Here is a 16,395-nt window from a genome sequence, read left to right on the forward strand (position 1 = left end):
AGCCCTAGCTCCCGCAGCAAGCGGAATCTGCCGGTGCGGCGGCGGGCTGGCCGATCGTCGGCAAGCCAAGGCCCACGCCGATGGGTGCGGTGGTGGGCACCTCTCCCCTCGCGGAGTTGTCGCCGGCCTTGGTGCGTCGGTGGGTGTGGATGCCGGAGTCCCCGATCAGGTAGTGCGGCTTCGCCTCGGTGATGGTGACGGTGACAATATCGCCCGGGCGGACCTCGCCGTCGATGTTGCCCTCGAGCGCGAAGTGCACCAGACGCCCGTCGCGGGCGCGGCCGGACATGCGCTGCGTGCGGTCGTTCTTGCGGCCGTCCTCCTGCACCAAAAGCTCCTGGCGCGTACCAACGAGCTTCGCGTTCTCCTCCGCACTGATGCGCTCCTGCAGCGCATGGAGGCGCTCGAAACGCTCCTGGACCACGGCCTTAGGGATCTGTTTTTCCATCTCCGCCGCCGGAGTGCCGGGGCGCGGCGAGTACTGGAAGGTAAACGCAGAGGTGAAGCGGGCCTTTTCCACGACGTCGAGGGTGGCCTGGAAGTCTTCTTCGGTCTCGCCCGGGAAGCCGACAATGATGTCGGTGGTGATCGCCGCGTGGGGCAGCTTCTCGCGCACCTCGTCCAAAATGGCCAGGAACTTCTTGGAGCGGTAGGACCTGCGCATGTCCTTGAGCACCTTGTCGGAGCCGGACTGCAGCGGCATGTGCAGCTGCGGGCACACGTTCGGCGTCTCCGCCATGGCGTCGATGACGTCGGACGTGAACTCCGCCGGGTGCGGGGAGGTGAAACGCACGCGCTCCAAGCCCTCGATGTCGCCGCAGGCGCGCAGCAGTTTGGAAAACGCCGAGCGGTCGCGCTCCATGTCCTCGTCGACGAAGTTCACGCCATAGGAATTGACGTTCTGCCCCAACAGCGTCACCTCGGACACACCCTGGTCCACCAACGCCTTAACTTCGGCGAGGATCTCGCCCGGACGGCGGTCCACTTCCTTGCCGCGCAAGCTGGGCACGATGCAGAAGGTGCACGTGTTGTTGCAGCCCACAGAGATGGACACCCAGCCGGCGTAAGCAGACTCGCGCTTCGCGGGGAGCACGGACGGAAAGACCTCGAGGGCCTCCACGATCTCCACCTGGGCTTCATCCTCCACACGCGCCCGGTCGAGCAATGCCGGCAGCGCGGAGATGTTGTGGGTGCCAAAGACGGCGTCGACCCACGGCGCCTTTTCAATAACGGTGTCGCGGTCCTTTTGCGCCAGGCACCCGCCGACGGCGATCTGCATGCCGGGGTGCTCGGCCTTGACGTTCTTCAGCTGTCCGAGCGAGCCGTAGAGGCGCTTGTCAGCGTTCTCGCGCACCGCGCAGGTGTTGAAAACCACCAGGTCGGGTTGCTCGCCTGCATCGGCCGCGACGTAGCCCGCGTCTTCGAGCATGCCGGAAAGGCGCTCGGAGTCGTGCACGTTCATCTGGCAGCCGAACGTACGCACCTCGTAGGTGAGGGAATTGTTGTTTTGGGTCGTGCTCGCCGTAGTCACGGCGAGACAGTCTAACCAGGTGGGCTACAACCGCGAAATGACGTCTGCCAGCCCGTCGATCTGTGCGTCGGTGTGGGTGGCCATCACCGTCACCCGCAGCATCGCCGCACCCCGCGGGACGGTAGGCCAGCGGATCGCGGGCACGAAGTACCTGGCTTCGCGCAGTGTGGCGGATGCGTCGACTGCTTTGGCCTCGTCGCCGATGGGCACCGGGATAATCGGGCTGGCCCAGTCGCCCATCCCGAGGTGGCCTGCCAAGCGACGGATGTTCCGGTGCAGCGCAGTCACCGGACTACCGTCGCTCTCGAGCACGCCGATGGCCGCCGAAACCGCCGCGCACGTGGCCGGCGTAGACGAGGTGGAGTAAACGAAGGTGCGGGCCTTCTGCCGCAGCAGCGCAGCCACTGGTGCGGAGGCAGCCACTGCCCCGCCCTCGACTCCGAGTGCTTTTGATGAGGTGGCGACGAGGACGTCCGGATGGTCGTCGATAAGCGAAAAGTGCTCCGTGATGCCGCGGCCCGTGGCGCCGAGGGTGCCGGTGCCGTGCGCGTCGTCGACCATGAGTGCGGCGCCGCGGGTGCGGCAGATGGTGAGCAGTTCCGGCACGGGCGCGAGGGTGCCGTCCATGGAAAACAGCCCGTCGGTGACCACGATTGCTTCTCCGGAGTGTTGGCGGAGCAGCTCGTCGACGTGCGCGGGGTCGCGGTGGCGGTATACGCGCACCGTGGCACCTTGCGCCTTGGCCAGCCGGCAGCCGTCGATGATGCTGGCGTGGTTGCGCTCGTCCGACAAGATCAATGTGTCCGGTCCGGCGAGCGCCTGCAGCACGCCGGCATTGGCCATGAACCCGGCGGAGAAGAACACGGCGTCGTCGTAGCCGAGGAAGCGCGCGAAGGCGCGCTCAACCTGGGTGTGCAGGTCCGTGGTGCCTGTGGTCAGGCGCGATCCGCCGGAGCCCGCGCCGAACTGTTTGAGTGCGTCGGAGGCCGCTTTAGTCACGGCGGGGTGTTCGGCAAGCCCCAGGTAGTTCGAGGAGCTGAACAGGACGTACTCGCGCCCATCGATGGTCGCTACCGGGGTCTGGCCGGTGCCAAACATTGCGGGGGTGCGCTCAAGGCCCTGGCTGCGCCAGTCCTCGCTGTAGTGCTTGGCGGCATTGTCGAGCCAGCTCATTTTGCCTCCCCGACCAGCACGGGGGTGTGCTCGAGGAAAGTGATCAAGTCTGCGGGCTCGTCGGTGTCCACGACGAACAGGCGGCCGCCGACCGGCGAACCAGCGGGCTTTATGTTGGGCACCCGCAGGTAGCCCAACTTTTTGGAGGCGATGTAGCCGGTGGTGTAGTCCGGATCGTCAGAGATGCACACCTCGGCGAGCACCGCTGGGTGATGCGCCACTTTGGAGGCCAACACAAGCGCATCGGTGACGCGGGTCTTGCCGGAGTGCGCCTCAGGGCGCTCCCCTGTGGCGATGGCGGCGTCCATGGAGGTCACCCGCACGCCGCGGGCATGCTCCGGTTCGAGGCGTGCACCGGTTGCTGCGTGGAACAAGATGGCGCCGCGCATGTCACGAACGGTGGTGAGCAGGTTCCACGCTTCGGCGGCGTGCGGGGTCAGCGGGGCCAGGGCGCTGATGACGGTGTCGCGGGCGTCCAATGGGTCTGCGCAGCGCGCTTCCGTGATTGGCAACGCCGGGATGCGCTCGACCTCGCCGTCGATCGCGGTGACAGTCACGGTGATTGCATCCGGCTGCCCTTTGCCGTGGGCCAACGCGCGTTTGCTCATGGCGGCGCACACGTCCGGGACCTCATGCTTCTCCACGATGCGCTCGGCGCCGGAGATGTGGGTGCCGTCCGCGCTGGAGCGCATCTTCACGCTGAACAATGCCATGCGGACTAGTCTAGGAGACGGCATTGAACACTGTTCAGTGTTTCGGGCTACTCCTCACATTCGGCAATGCGCGCGTCCAGTTCCTCGCGCGCGACGCGCAGCGCCATCCCCTGGTTAAAGCCGCGCCGGGCCAACGCGCCAACGACGCGGCGCAGATGTTTGTCGTACTCGGCACGGTCTGCCGGGGCTGCTTTGACCTTCCGCGCGGACTTTTCTGCCACAGCGCGTGCGGTGTGTTCTTCGTCTTCTTCAGAGATCTGCTCCAGTGCTGCGGCGCGGTCCGCTCCTGAAACGCCCTTGTCACGCAGCTCCATGTCCAGCGCTCGGGTGGATTTGCCCCGGCGGGCAGCTCTTTGGCGCACCCACTCGTGAGCGAACTGCGCGTCGTTGAGGAGCCCGGAGCCCGCCAGGTCGTCGAGCACTTCGTCGACAAGCTGCGGCTCGAACTCCGCCCTGATCAGCCGGTCCCGCAGTTCCGTGCGGGAGCGCGCACGCTGATCCAGCAGGCCGAGGGCACGCTTGCGCACGGGCGCTAGCGCCTCCTCGTGTTCCCGGTCGAAAAGACCGGTGCCCGGTTCGTAGGCATCGAGCGCCGCCTGGAGCCGGGCAATCTGGTCCGCGTCCGCCAACTACTTCTCCGCAGTTGCCGGTGCGACAGCATCGTCCTCATCGTCGAAGTCGATGTTCGGCACCACGTCCACCGGCTCGTCCGTCAGCTCATCGGAAGTGTTGGCGTACTTGCCCACGCCGAGTGCGCGGAAGATCTTGTCCTCGATCTCGTCGGCCAGGTCCGGGTTCTCCTTGAGGAAGATGCGGGCCTTCTCCTTGCCCTGGCCCAGCTGGTCGCCTTCGTAGGTGAACCAGGAGCCGGACTTCTTCACAATCCCGTTTTCCACACCCATGTCGATAATGGAGCTCTCTCGCGAGATGCCCTCGCCGTACATGATGTCGAACTCGGCGATCTTGAACGGCGGGGAAACCTTGTTCTTCACCACCTTCATCTTGGTGCGGTTGCCAATGGAGTCCTGGCCGTCCTTCAGCGTCTGAATGCGGCGGACATCGCAACGCACGGATGCGTAGAACTTCAGCGCCTTGCCGCCGGTGGTGGTCTCCGGGGAGCCGAACATCACACCGATCTTCTCACGCAGCTGGTTAATGAAGATGGCGGTGGTGCCGGAGTTGTACAGCGCACCGGTCATCTTGCGCAGCGCCTGGGACATGAGGCGGGCCTGCAGGCCGACGTGGCTGTCGCCCATCTCGCCCTCAATCTCGGCCTTCGGTGTCAGTGCGGCCACCGAGTCAATCACGATCATGTCGATCGCACCCGAGCGCACCAGCATGTCCGCGATCTCCAGCGCCTGCTCACCAGTGTCAGGCTGGGACACCAGCAGGTTGTCCGTGTCCACACCGAGCTTGCGCGCGTAGTCCGGGTCGAGCGCGTGCTCCGCGTCGATGAACGCAGCGATGCCGCCGCCGCGCTGGGCTTCAGCGATCGCGTGCAGCGCCACGGTGGTCTTACCCGAAGATTCCGGCCCGTAGATCTCCACGATTCGTCCGCGCGGCCAACCACCGATGCCGAGCGCGACATCGATAGCGGTGTTGCCGGAGGAGATGGACTGGATCGGCGGGCGGTTCTCATCGCCCAAGCGCATGACAGCGCCCTTGCCGTAGTCCTTCTCAATCATTGCCAGCGCTGCATCGAGCGCGTTCTTGCGGTCGTTGCCGGCCGAAGCCGCGGACTTCTTCTTCGTTGCCATGTGGTGTTTCTACCTCCAAGTATTCGGCGGCGCTGGGCGCGTCGCGTGCACAGTTTCTTAGTTAGACGTATCGCTATACCGCTTCGGTTCCATTCAACGCGAAGAAATCTTTCCCAAGCGGAAAACACGGCACACTGTAGAACGCGACGGCGACACGCCAGAGAATACACGCAAACGTGTTCGAAATTCAAAGACACGCCGGGGTGGCGGAGCCGTCGATAAGCAACTGCCCTTTTAGGTTCCCGGACGATCGACCCCGAGGCGGCGCTCCTCCGGGACATCGAACGCGTCACAGAGTCCCCGCCACGCGTCGCGCGGGTCCACGCCGGCGTCGATGAGCTGCGCAGACGTCTGCTCAAACCCGGGCAACACCTGGGTCTGGATGATCCACTGCGCACGCTCTGAGCCGAACTCGTCCTGCACAAGCTGGTGAAACTCCGTCAAACGCATGCGCCCGACAGTACACGCCACCCGCCGCGGTACACTCCCGCGCATGAAGAAAAACTCTACGGCGCAGGATATCGCGCTAATCGCGGTCTTTGCCGCCATCGTCATTGTGCTGGGCTTCGTCTCCATTCCCGTCGGCGCTGCCGGCGTGCCTATTGTGCTGCAGAACGCCGCCGTGATCCTCGCCGGGCTGGTGCTCGGGTGGCGCCGCGGCCTCTCCTCCGCCGCAATCTTCCTACTGGTGGGCCTGGCGCTTCCGGTGCTCGCGGGCGGCCGCACCGTCATCTCCGCACTCGGTGGTCCGACCGTGGGCTACCTGGTCGGCTACCTTGTCTCCGCCGCCGTCGCCGGTGCGATCGCGTACACCGCACCGCTTCGATCGAACAAGGCAGCGAGTATCGGCATCCTCGTTCTCGCTGGCTACTTAGGCCTGTTTTTCCAATACCTCTGCGGCGTGTTCGGCCTGATGTGGCGCGCTGACATGAGCTTCGGCGCAGCCTGGGCGGCGCAGGTGCCGTTCCTGCTGCCGGACGCCGGCAAGGTCGCGCTCATGATCGCCATCGCGTTCGCGGTGCACCAGGCGTTCCCGGACCTGCGCGGGGCCCGCAAGTAAACGCCATGCCGCTTATCGAGTTCCGCGGCGCCGCCGTCGCCTACGACGGCGAGCAGATCCTCGCGCCGCTCACCGTGAGCCTGTCGGAGCAGCGCATCGGCATCATCGGCTCCAACGGCTCCGGGAAATCCACCACCGTGCGCCTGATCAACGGCCTCATCGAGCCGACATCAGGGCAAGTGCTTTACGACGGGCTCACGCCCGACAAACGCGGCAAAGACATCCGCAAACGCGTCGGATTTGTCTTCTCCGACGCTGAGTCCCAGATTGTCATGCCGCGCGTTTCCGACGACGTGGCGTTTTCCCTACGTCGCTTCAAACTGCCGCGCGAGGAGGTAAAAAACCGCGTGGCAGAAGTGCTGGAACGCTTCGATCTCACCGACCGCGCGGAGCACTCCCCGCACACCCTCTCCGGCGGCGAGAAGCAGATGCTGGCGCTCGCCTCGGTGCTCGTGATCGAGCCGGACACGATCATCGCCGACGAGCCCACCACCCTGCTGGACTTGCGCAACCGCCGCCGCATTGTGCGCGAGCTGATGTCGCTGGACCAGCAGCTGATCGTGGTCACCCACGACCTGGAGATGCTGCGCGGATTCGACCGCGTACTGGTCATCGACGACGGTGCCTTGGCCTACGACGGCGCGCCCGATGATGCGATTGCGTTCTATACCGACCTCATGGATGCGAAACCGTGATCCGCGAACTCCCCTTAGGCGTCTACATCCCCGGCGACACGTGGCTGCACCGCATGGGCGCAGCATTGAAGTTCGTGCTGCTGGTCATATTCATCATTGCTGTCACTGCCCTGCCCACCCAGCCGTGGCACTCTTTCGCCGCACTCGTGTTTGTGCTCGTGCTCTACGTGTGGGCGCGCATCCCCGCGCGCGTGGCGTGGCGCCAGCTCGTGCCGCTGCTGCCCGTGCTGCTGTTTCTGGGCGTGTTCATGGTGTGGCAAAACGGCGTGCAATCCGCGCTGACGCTGCTGATCGGTCTGCTCGCCACCATCGCCGCGGCGAACCTGCTCACCCTGACCACCCCGGTGGAGGAACTGCTGGCGGCGCTGGATCGCGCGCTGGCCCCCTTCGGCCGCACCGGGGAGCTGATCTCCCTCACTATCGCCCTGACCATCCGCCTGATCCCGCTGACCCTCGCCACCGCGAACGAAGTCCTCGAAGCCCGAAAAGCCCGCGGCGCCGGCTTCTCCTTCACCGCTTTTGGCATCCCGTTGGTGATTCGGTCTGTGCGCCGCGCGAAGATGATGGGAGAAGCGCTCATGGCCCGCGGAGCCGTTGATTAGCACCTGCTTAACGACGACGTTCCGCCCGGCCCCTGCTGTGAGGGACCGGGCGGAACGCGCTGAGACGGGCTAGCTATTAGTTGCTGCTACCTGCGGAGCTACCTTCACCGCCACCACATGCATTGACAATGCTGACGATTGCAAGGACACCAAGTGCCGCCGCTGCCAAGCCGCCCGCGATCATGCCGATCTGCGGATCAACCTGCGGGAGCATCTGCTGCGCCTGATCCCTCAGTGCATGGAGTGAATCCTGAACGCCTGCCGGCAGCGGAAGGTCGACCTGCGATGCAATCCCCAGCGGGATCAGCGCCACAAGCGGAAGCGACCATCCGGTCAGCGCAGCGACGCACTTGCCGTCCAACGACGACCCCTGAGACTCCGCCGGTGCCGTTGCTGTCTGGGTCACCGTGGTGAGCGGGTGCTCGGTCGATGTTTCAGGAGCGGCCTCCACCTCGAAACGGACTTTTTCAACGATCGTAGAGTTTCCGGTCGTCGTCACCACTTCCGCGGTGTAGTTGCCGGGCTTTGCAACCCTGCCCGCAATGACGTTGTCCTCGGGGCGGAACTCGAGGCCCTCCGGCAGGTCGTTAACCTCGACGATTGCCCCATTAGCCGCAGCCACCCGGTAGTACACATTTGTTTCACCCGCAACAATCTTCGTCAGATTCGGAGCGGTACGCGTCGTCGTGACAGGTGCATCAACGTCGACTGCGTCCTGGTCCGATTGAACCGTGGATGTCGGCGTCACAGTCTCGGTCTCCGAGCGACCGGCGACAGTGGTTGTGACTGGGGCTGCGGTAACCGTGGTGGTTTGTGCCGTATTCGTTACTGTCTCCGTCACCGCATCAGCTGTTGCCACCGGCGTGACATCAACTTGCTCCGTCACCGTCGGCGTGACCGTCTCAGCCTTAGCCGATGACGTCTGCGTCGCAGTCACCGCCGCAGCAGTGGTCACCGGCGTTTCGGTGACCTTCTTCGTCTCCGTGGGCACCACGGTCTTCGTCGCAGCCGTCTCCGTCTGCGTCGCAGTCACCGCCGCAGCCGTCGTCGTCGGAGTCTCGGTGACCTTCTTCGTCTCCGTGGGCACCACGGTCTTCGTCGCAGCCGTCTCCGTCTGCGTCGCAGTCACCGCCACAGCCGTCGTCGTCGGAGTCTCGGTGACCTTCTTCGTCTCCGTGGGCACCACGGTCTTCGTCGCTGCCGTCTCCGTCTGCGTTGCAGTCACCGTCGCAGCCGTCGTCGTCGGAGTCGTGGTCACCTTCTTCGTCTCCGTCGGCGTCACGGTAACCTCCGGCGCGCTCACCGTCGTATACACGACGGTTGCCGCAGCCGTCGTCGTCGGAGTCTCGGTGACCTTCTTCCTCTCCGTGGGCACCACGGTCTTCGTCGCAGCCGTTTCCGTCTGCGTTGCAGTCACCGCCGCAGCAGTGGTCACCGGCGTTTCGGTCACCTTCGTCGTCTCCGTCGGCACCACGGTCTTCGTCGCAGCCGTCTCCGTCTGCGTTGCAGTCACCGCCGCAACCGTCGTCACCGGCGTTTCGGTGACCTTCGTCGTCTCCGTCGGCACCACGGTCTTCGTCGCAGCCGTCTCCGTCTGCGTTGCAGTCACCGCCGCAACCGTCGTCACCGGCGTTTCGGTGACCTTCGTCGTCTCCGTGGGCACCACGGTCTTCGTCGCAGCCGTCTCCGTCTGCGTCGCAGTCACCGCCGCAGCAGTGGTCACCGGCGTTTCGGTGACCTTCGTCGTCTCCGTGGGCACCACGGTCTTCGTCGCAGCCGTCTCCGTCTGCGTCGCAGTCACCGCCGCAGCAGTGGTCACCGGCGTTTCGGTGACCTTCGTCGTCTCCGTCGGCACCACAGTCTTCGTCGCAGCCGTCTCCGTCTGCGTCGCAGTCACCGCCGCAGCCGTCTTCGTCGGAGTCGTGGTCACCGTGGATGTGATCGTCGGCGTCTCAGTGACGGTCGTAGGTTCGGTACTCACCGTGGTTGTCACCGCGGTGTCAGTAGTAGTCACGGTCGGAGTCACAGTCTCGGTGACCGCCGGGACCGTGACGGTTGTCGGAGCAGCGCTCGTAGTGGTGTTGCCCGAAGTCACCGTTGGGGTCGGCTGTTCTGCGGGCGTACAAGACTCCGTCCGCTCTGCTTCTGCAGCGCGCAACGCCAGGCCGTTGCTCGGATCATTTGGAGCATCATCAGACCACAAGAAACGGGTAACCACGGTACGCTGCCCATCGACAGTGCACTCCCCAATCTTCTCGTACGTGCCATAGCCCTCATTTGCAAAGTTTTCCATGAGGACGGGTCGTGCTTGAACCCCAGATACCTCATGCGCGGTTGTACCGTCGAAGGAAACGACTACAGAAAGGCCGTCGCAGGCTTCGTCGCAAAGCACGCGAAGCTCCTTGCTATTCGCGTTGTAATCCAACGCCATGACGCTGCGCAGCTCAGGGTTTTCGTACTTGCCAACCTCTTCGAACTCCCCGTTAGGCTGCAGGCGAACAAAGTGGACGAAGCCCGTGTACTCCACACCCACCGCGTACACATCAAGGTCCGGCAAGTAGGCGATGGCTTCCAAACCAAAGTTCGGTGGTACTTCACCAGTGATTGAATTGAGGTTCCACTCGCCAGTCACCTTGCCCCGGGAAGGGTCAAACTCGAGGATGGACGGGCGGGAGGGGCCAGAACCGTCACGCTCGGTGGCAATGTAGATCTTGCCGTCCTTACCTACGGTCACGCCTTCCGCGTCCGGATTCCCTGCACCATTTTCATAGGTGAGAGTCCATTCGTTCTTCTTGCTGTAGGTCTTCTTGTCCTCGTCGTACTCCAGCTCAAACAGGCGCCCCGGGTTGTTGTTCACAATCCAGGCGTTACCGTTGCCGTCGAAATCTACGCCCGAGAAGTTCTCGCCCGCGAAACCGCCGACCGTATTGATTGAGTTGACCTCATCCGGCCACGGTTCACCCTCCGGCCATACGAGTTCCTCAGCGTTCTTTCCGTCCTTTGTCACTTTCGCAAGAGCGACGAGATCACCCTCGCCATCTGGGGTGCGCCCCCAGGAGAAGCGAGTGTGCGACGTCCAGCTCACTTCGTCGAATGGCTTGTTGTCGTCTGGCCTGTACAGGCGCGCACTGTCAGCCTCACCAAGCCCGAACCCCTTCGAACCGTCGGGAGTATCGACTTCGGTGTAGAACGAGTAGTACCCGCCCGGTTGGATCACCGTATTCTTCGGGAACACAATCGGTGTGCGCCCCTGTTTGTCGTCTGCAAACTTCCAGCCCGAGATGTCCACCGGCGTATCGCCCGCGTTGTACAACTCCACCCAATCAGCAACAAAGTCGCCCTTGGTCTGGATCTCATTGATCCTGATCTTGCCAGTGTTCGAAGGCTTTTGGCTTGTCGACGACGGCACCTCCGACGGGTTCGGCTCCTCGTCCTCCACCCCGCAGGGAGCGGCATTGGCGTCACCCTTGGACTTCGCCGAGGACATCTTGAAGTCGTTGTTGGCTTCCGAGTAGCGGGACCACGACGTCGCCGCCCCCTCGCACACCGGGCTTTCCGTCCAGCCGAACTCATCAACTAGCTCTCCTGCAGCCGTCTTGAGAGTCAGGCTGTCCTTAGCGCTGAGCCCGAACCCATCAGTGCCATCTGGGACTACGCCGCCCTCTTTCCCGTCCGGAGTCAAAACGTAATAACCGCCTGCGGGAATGATCGTATTCGGTGCAAAGGTGATGTAAGTGTTGCCCTTGCCATCGCCACTATCGACGACCACCCAACCGCCGATATTTACCGCCTTGTCGCCGTTATTCACCAACTCGATGAAATCGACGCCGTCCGTCGTGATCTCATTGATAAAGACCTTGTCAAAATCGGACTTGGCGTTAGCGCTTTCACGAGTCGGCCCGTCCGTGATCTGCCATTTTCCAGTCATGTCCGGCACCAAGCCTCGTGAGGTGTGAACACCATCCCTCATGCCGTGAGACGACCACTTCTTTTCGTCGATCTGGTTGCCCTTCTCATCCTTGATGGTGATCTGATCGTCGCCACCAAGGCCGAACCCTTTAGATCCATCTGGAGTGACGCCCGTGCCATCGGTGTAGAAGGCGTAGTATCCGCGCGCCGGAATGACGGTGTTCTTTGGGAATGTGATCGGCTTGCTGCTCTTCCCACTGTCAATGGCGGTCCAGCCCGAAATGTCAATGTCGTTGTCGGTTGGATTGGCCAGCTCCACCCAGTCGCCGATCGGGTCAGAGTTGGTGACCACCTCATTGATGACGATGTCAGTCGACGCTGCTGCCGCTGCCACGGGCACCGACGCAAAACCAGACACGAGCATCACGGTAAATGGCACAGCAAATTGACGCGCACGGGAACTACTCTTCACGGGAACTTCCTCCTTGGGAAAGTCTCATAACAAACTTGGAAAACGTTTGGAAAAGTAGTATGTTTGCGTGAATTTGCGCGAACGTCCAAGTGAATAAAACTTGAACAATTAAATAAACCCCGGGAAACATCCCGGGGTCACAAAAACTAGCTGGTATCTAAGCGTCGCCGCGCAGCTCACGCATGCGCTGAGCAACCGCGTCGTCGGTGACGTCAGCACCGGTCGGCGCGGCGGAACCAGTCTGCTGCGCGTTGCCCTGCTCGATCGCCTGCTTCTTGCCTGCGGTCAACTCACCTGCCATCTCGGCGCGCAGCTGCTCCAGGCGGCCGTGACCCGCCATCTGAATGCCGGCCTGCTCGACCTCAGCCATGCGGCCCTCAATGGAGTTCTGCGCGAGCTCGGCGGCACCGAGCGCGTTGGCGTAGCGGCGCTCGATCTTGTCGCGCACCTGGTCCAGGTTCGGGCCGGAGGCGGTAATCGAGTTCATGGACTGCATGGTCTCCGAGACCTTCTCCTGCATCTTCGCCTGCTCCAGCTGAGACAGCAGCTTGGAGCGCTCCGCCACCTGCTGCTGCAGGTGCGCCGCGTTGCGCTCAACGGCCTGCTTCGCCTGGGCCGCCTGCTGCAGCGCCTGGTCGTGCAGCTGCTTGGTGTCCTCAACGCCGGACTCGGCGGTCACCAGCTGGGCCGCGAAGGCCTCGGCAGCATTCTCGTACTCCTGCGCCTTCTGGGCATTGCCCTCGCCGCGTGCCTTGTCGGCGAGCTGGAGCGCCTGGCGTGCGTTCGCCTGCAGCTTCTCAACGTCCTCCAGGCGACGGTTGAGCTGCATCTCCAGCTGGCGCTGGTTGCCAATCACGGCAGCCGCCTGCTGGGACAGTGCCTGGTGCTGACGCTGAGCGTCGTTAATGGCCTGCTCGATCTGGACCTTTGGGTCCGCGTTCTCCTCGATCTTGTTGTCGAAGAGCGCCATCAAGTAGTTCCAGAACTTCACAAAAGGATTCGCCATGGCTAAAGCACCGTGACCTTTCTGTCAGTAGATTGCGTTAAACGCCAACCACTGTAGTCGCGGATTGCCAGCTACGCTTCCGCAGCAGCCGGCGTGGTGCGCTCCAGCTCTTCGGTGAAAGAGTGCAGCGACATGTTCGCCACAGCTTCCAGCAGAACCTCGGAGACCGTGGTGCCCAACGCCTCACACAGCGAGGCCAGCAGCTCGGAGGAAACCTCCTTGCGGCCGCGCTCCAGCTCGGAGATGTAGCCGGAAGACACACGTGCTTCCTTCGCCAGCGCACGCAGCGTCACGCCTTTGTCGGCGCGGAACGCGCGCAGCGACATGCCGAGCGCCTCTCGGAACAGCGGCTCGCGGGACGGAGCAGGGGCAACCTCGGCCGGGGCAAGCGGCAGGTTTACCGGGGTGTCGTAGAGCAAAGTAGTAGTGGTCATCAATTCCTCCAACGACTCGCCGTTTAGTTTTGTTCCCGCACGCCCGTCAGCGCACCGACCAGCGCGGCTTCTACCGCCAGGCGGCGGACTTCGTTGCGCTGCCCGGACAGCACACGCACGGGCACCGCAGCTCCTGGCATGAGCGCATACTGGCCGACAGACGGGTCGAGCAGCTCAGCCGCCTGTGACGAGGCAGTCCACTTCGGCCCCGCCAAACCAATCCACACGGTGCCGGCGGGCACACCGTCCTGGCTGTCGGGACCCGCCACACCAGTCAGCGCCACCGCCCAGTCGGACCCGCACACGCGCCGCGCCCCGCGCGCCATCTCGCGCGCAACAGCAGCAGAGACCACGCTCTCGCGCTCGATCAGCTCCGCCGGCACATCCGCAAGCGCCGTCTTCAGCTCCGGCGAGTACGTCACCAGGCCCCCGACCAACACATCCGAGGCACCCGGCACATCAGCCAACGTCGCAGAGACCAGACCGGCAGTGAGCGACTCGCAAAAGGCGATGGTTTGGCGGCGGGTGCGGAGCTCGTCGATAAGCAATTGCGCAGTAGTCACTTGTTCACCTTTCCTGCGTCGACCAGATACTGCACGCCCGTAACCACGGTGACCGCGACCGCCAACAGCATCACCACGAACGTCGGAGTGTCAATCCACGCGGGCAGCGGGCACAAGTACAACCCGACGGCGAGGGTTTGCAGCGCGGTTTTCAGCTTGCCGCCCTTCGATGCCGGCACCACCTTGCCGCGGCGCAGCATCACCATGCGCCACACCGTGATGCCAAGCTCGCGGGCCACAATGACCACCGTCACCCACACCGGCAGCGTGCTGGCGATATTCAGGGTGACCAGCGCCGTGATCATCAGCGCCTTGTCCGCGATCGGGTCGGCAATTTTGCCGAAGTCTGTGACCAGCCCGCGGGCGCGCGCGATGTCGCCGTCGAGCTTGTCCGTGATCATGAGCGCAACGAACAACCCGAACGCCCACCACCAGCGCTCAGACAGCACCAGCCAGGCAAAAACGGGGATGAACAGGATCCTCAGCGAGGTCAAAATGTTCGGGAGGTTCCAATTCGACTGCTTGTCGGGTTGCATCACAGACTCCACCATACCCATGCTCCACCGCGCTCTTAGACTGCCCTATATGAAGTATTTCGCAGCCACGTACACCTACGGTGAGCAATCGCTTGTCGACGAAACACGGCCCGCCCACCGCGAATTCATATCCTCCCAGCTGTCTCTGGGCCGAATCGTCGGCTCCGGGCCGCTCGCGGGCGCCGAGCAGGCACTGATCATCCTGCAGCTGCCGGACACTGCAACCGAGGCCGACGCGGCGGCCGCGCTTGACGGAGACCCATACACCGTCGCCGGGGCTTTAGCGGCCCGCGAGATCCGGGAGTGGAACCCGGTGATGAATATCTTTAGCTAACGCTCGCGCGCTAGTTCTTGCGGCCGCCGCGGGCGACGTCGAGGTGGGCGGTGTCGCGCGAACCGGTAGCGGTGTGGTCACCCTTGCCGGAAGTGGCCGGATCGTCGATCCACTCCACGTGGTGGCCTTCGCTGTCCACCTTTCGACGGTTGCCGTGGTCGTCGTAATCGATGTGGTACTTGTTCTCCTCCGGATCCCGGCGGCCGGCTTTCACCTCCGCGCGGTCCTTCATCAGGGACGCAATTGCGGTGACCGCGAGGGTTCCCACGATGACGAGCAGGGAGGCAACGGTGCCGACCTCCGGCACGTTCAGGCCTTCGCCGCCATTGATGAACGGGAGGTTGTTCTCGTGCAGCGCGTGCAGCAGCAGCTTCACACCGATGAAGCCGAGGATGATTGCCAGGCCATACGGCAGGTACACCAGCTTGTCCAGCAGGCCGTTGAGCAGGAAGTACAGCTGACGCAGGCCGAGCAGCGCAAACGCGTTGGCGGTGAACACCAGGAAGGATTCCTGCGTGATGCCGAAAATTGCCGGAATGGAGTCGAAGGCAAACATCACGTCAATGAAGCCGATGGACAGCAGCGCCACAAACAACGGGGTGACGGCCTTCTTGCCGGTCTCCGTGGCGGACACCAGACGGTCCGAGTGGTACGACCTGGTCACCGGAATGACCTTGCGCAGCGTCTTGACCACAAACATGTCGTTCGGATCCGGGTCTTCCTGGTCGGTGACTTCGTCGTAAACCAGCTTAATAGCGGTGTAAATCAGGAACGCGGCGAACAGGTAGAACACCCACGCCCAAGCGGAGATGATGACGGCGCCGAGCAGGATGAAGATGAGGCGGAACACCAGCGCCATAACAATGCCGATGAGCAGCACCTTCTGCTGGTACGCGCGAGGAATCTTGAACGCTCCCATGATCAGCGCGAACACGAAGAGGTTGTCCACACTCAACGACAGTTCCGTGATGTAACCGGTGAAGAACTGCAGCGCATGCTCACTATCCCACAGCACCCAGACGAGCCCGCCGAAGATCGCGGCCATGGTCATGTAGAACAGCGCCCAGCCGCCTGACTCTTTCATCGTCGGTTCGTGCGGGGTGCGCACGTGCGAGACGAAGTCGAAGACGAAAAATCCCAGGATCACCGCCGAGGTGATCAACCAAATGTACAAGGGCACATGCATAAATAAGCCTCCGGTCAGCATGACAAAATAGACCGGAGGTCTCCCCCACCGCCGTGGGCGGTCCGGACCGGGGCCTTCACTTTACGACGGCACCGTGCTGACGGTCCTGGACACTTCCGGGGTACTCCCCTCCAAGCGCGTTTCACACTACACCACACGGCGCGGCATGCCGTTTTCGCCGGTTCCGGGATGCCAACGGGCGTGCGTGAAGCCCGCCTGCCTTGGGAGCAGTTTCGGCCCGCTCCCCGGCCCGGCTCAAATGCTTACTCCAGGGTGCTTACCACCCGAGGATGCTTATTTCTAAACGCTTACTTCTCGAGACATCCAGTGCCATAAGGAGTGCACCACTCGATGGGTAAGCATCCTGGGGTAAGCAACTAGCCCCAGTAAGCATCCTGGGGTAAGCATCTACGACGGTTGTGCG

The 16,395-nt window shown here is 63.3% G+C and carries 16 protein-coding genes; 4 read left to right on the top strand and 12 right to left on the bottom strand.

Annotated features, from left to right (window positions below; genetic code table 11):
• Nucleotides 1-4: 4 nt before the first annotated feature.
• The 6 genes from miaB to CAFEL_RS06685 form a co-directional block, all read right to left on the bottom strand.
• Nucleotides 5-1,531: a tRNA (N6-isopentenyl adenosine(37)-C2)-methylthiotransferase MiaB gene (gene miaB / locus CAFEL_RS06660; protein WP_194559419.1), complete on the bottom strand. Its 1,527-nt coding sequence runs from the start codon at nt 1,529-1,531 to the stop codon at nt 5-7.
• A 24-nt stretch (nt 1,532-1,555) separates the two neighbouring features.
• Nucleotides 1,556-2,704, bottom strand: a complete 1,149-nt coding sequence (locus tag CAFEL_RS06665; RefSeq protein WP_194559420.1) for an aminotransferase class I/II-fold pyridoxal phosphate-dependent enzyme — start codon at nt 2,702-2,704, stop codon at nt 1,556-1,558.
• Nucleotides 2,701-3,417: a 6-carboxyhexanoate--CoA ligase gene (locus CAFEL_RS06670; protein WP_194559421.1), complete on the bottom strand. Its 717-nt coding sequence runs from the start codon at nt 3,415-3,417 to the stop codon at nt 2,701-2,703. The genes CAFEL_RS06665 and CAFEL_RS06670 overlap by 4 nt, the downstream gene beginning before the upstream one ends.
• Before the next feature lie 47 nt (nt 3,418-3,464).
• A complete protein-coding gene (gene recX / locus CAFEL_RS06675) occupies nt 3,465-4,046 on the bottom strand; it encodes a recombination regulator RecX (RefSeq protein WP_194559422.1) in 582 nt (193 codons plus the stop codon).
• Nucleotides 4,047-5,174, bottom strand: a complete 1,128-nt coding sequence (recA, locus tag CAFEL_RS06680; RefSeq protein ID WP_194559423.1) for a recombinase RecA — start codon at nt 5,172-5,174, stop codon at nt 4,047-4,049.
• Nucleotides 5,175-5,408: 234 nt separating this feature from the next.
• Entirely contained in the window at nt 5,409-5,624 is a 216-nt protein-coding gene (locus CAFEL_RS06685) for a DUF3046 domain-containing protein (protein WP_063936922.1), read from the bottom strand.
• 43 nt (nt 5,625-5,667) lie between these two features.
• Here CAFEL_RS06685 and CAFEL_RS06690 point away from each other — a divergent pair, with 43 nt between their 5' ends.
• Genes CAFEL_RS06690 through CAFEL_RS06700 form a run of 3 tightly spaced genes read left to right on the top strand, consistent with a single transcriptional unit; the run spans nt 5,668 to nt 7,531 of the window.
• Nucleotides 5,668-6,234 carry a biotin transporter BioY gene (locus CAFEL_RS06690; protein ID WP_194559424.1) on the top strand — a complete coding sequence of 189 codons (567 nt, stop codon included), beginning with the start codon at nt 5,668-5,670 and terminating at the stop codon, nt 6,232-6,234.
• Between the two features lie 5 nt (nt 6,235-6,239).
• Nucleotides 6,240-6,929, top strand: a complete 690-nt coding sequence (locus tag CAFEL_RS06695) for an energy-coupling factor ABC transporter ATP-binding protein (RefSeq protein WP_194559425.1) — start codon at nt 6,240-6,242, stop codon at nt 6,927-6,929.
• Nucleotides 6,926-7,531 (top strand): energy-coupling factor transporter transmembrane component T family protein, encoded by a 606-nt coding sequence (locus CAFEL_RS06700; protein ID WP_194559426.1) that lies wholly within the window; start codon nt 6,926-6,928, stop codon nt 7,529-7,531. Before CAFEL_RS06695 ends, CAFEL_RS06700 begins: the two co-directional genes overlap by 4 nt.
• 76 nt (nt 7,532-7,607) lie before the next feature.
• Here the strand turns inward: CAFEL_RS06700 and CAFEL_RS06705 are convergent, their stop codons facing one another.
• The 5 genes from CAFEL_RS06705 to pgsA form a co-directional block, all read right to left on the bottom strand.
• Nucleotides 7,608-11,858: a lamin tail domain-containing protein gene (locus CAFEL_RS06705; protein WP_290171972.1), complete on the bottom strand. Its 4,251-nt coding sequence runs from the start codon at nt 11,856-11,858 to the stop codon at nt 7,608-7,610.
• A 211-nt stretch (nt 11,859-12,069) separates the two neighbouring features.
• The gene (locus CAFEL_RS06710; RefSeq protein WP_194559428.1) at nt 12,070-12,918 is read right to left on the bottom strand and encodes a PspA/IM30 family protein; all 849 of its coding nucleotides are present in this window, start codon (nt 12,916-12,918) and stop codon (nt 12,070-12,072) included.
• 71 nt (nt 12,919-12,989) lie between these two features.
• Complete coding sequence (locus CAFEL_RS06715; protein WP_194559429.1) at nt 12,990-13,352, bottom strand: helix-turn-helix domain-containing protein; 363 nt, start codon at nt 13,350-13,352, stop codon at nt 12,990-12,992.
• 23 nt (nt 13,353-13,375) lie between these two features.
• Nucleotides 13,376-13,915, bottom strand: a complete 540-nt coding sequence (locus CAFEL_RS06720; protein WP_194559430.1) for a CinA family protein — start codon at nt 13,913-13,915, stop codon at nt 13,376-13,378.
• Complete coding sequence (gene pgsA, locus CAFEL_RS06725; protein ID WP_194559831.1) at nt 13,912-14,451, bottom strand: CDP-diacylglycerol--glycerol-3-phosphate 3-phosphatidyltransferase; 540 nt, start codon at nt 14,449-14,451, stop codon at nt 13,912-13,914. Before pgsA ends, CAFEL_RS06720 begins: the two co-directional genes overlap by 4 nt.
• Before the next feature lie 49 nt (nt 14,452-14,500).
• Here pgsA and CAFEL_RS06730 point away from each other — a divergent pair, with 49 nt between their 5' ends.
• A complete protein-coding gene (locus tag CAFEL_RS06730; protein WP_194559431.1) occupies nt 14,501-14,785 on the top strand; it encodes a YciI family protein in 285 nt (94 codons plus the stop codon).
• Nucleotides 14,786-14,795: 10 nt separating this feature from the next.
• On the opposite strand, the gene CAFEL_RS06735 is transcribed toward CAFEL_RS06730, so the two are convergent.
• A complete protein-coding gene (locus CAFEL_RS06735; RefSeq protein ID WP_194559432.1) occupies nt 14,796-15,971 on the bottom strand; it encodes a TerC family protein in 1,176 nt (391 codons plus the stop codon).
• Nucleotides 15,972-16,395 lie beyond the last annotated feature (424 nt).

The sequence above is a fragment of the Corynebacterium afermentans subsp. lipophilum genome (assembly GCF_030408375.1).
Taxonomy (GTDB): domain Bacteria; phylum Actinomycetota; class Actinomycetes; order Mycobacteriales; family Mycobacteriaceae; genus Corynebacterium; species Corynebacterium lipophilum.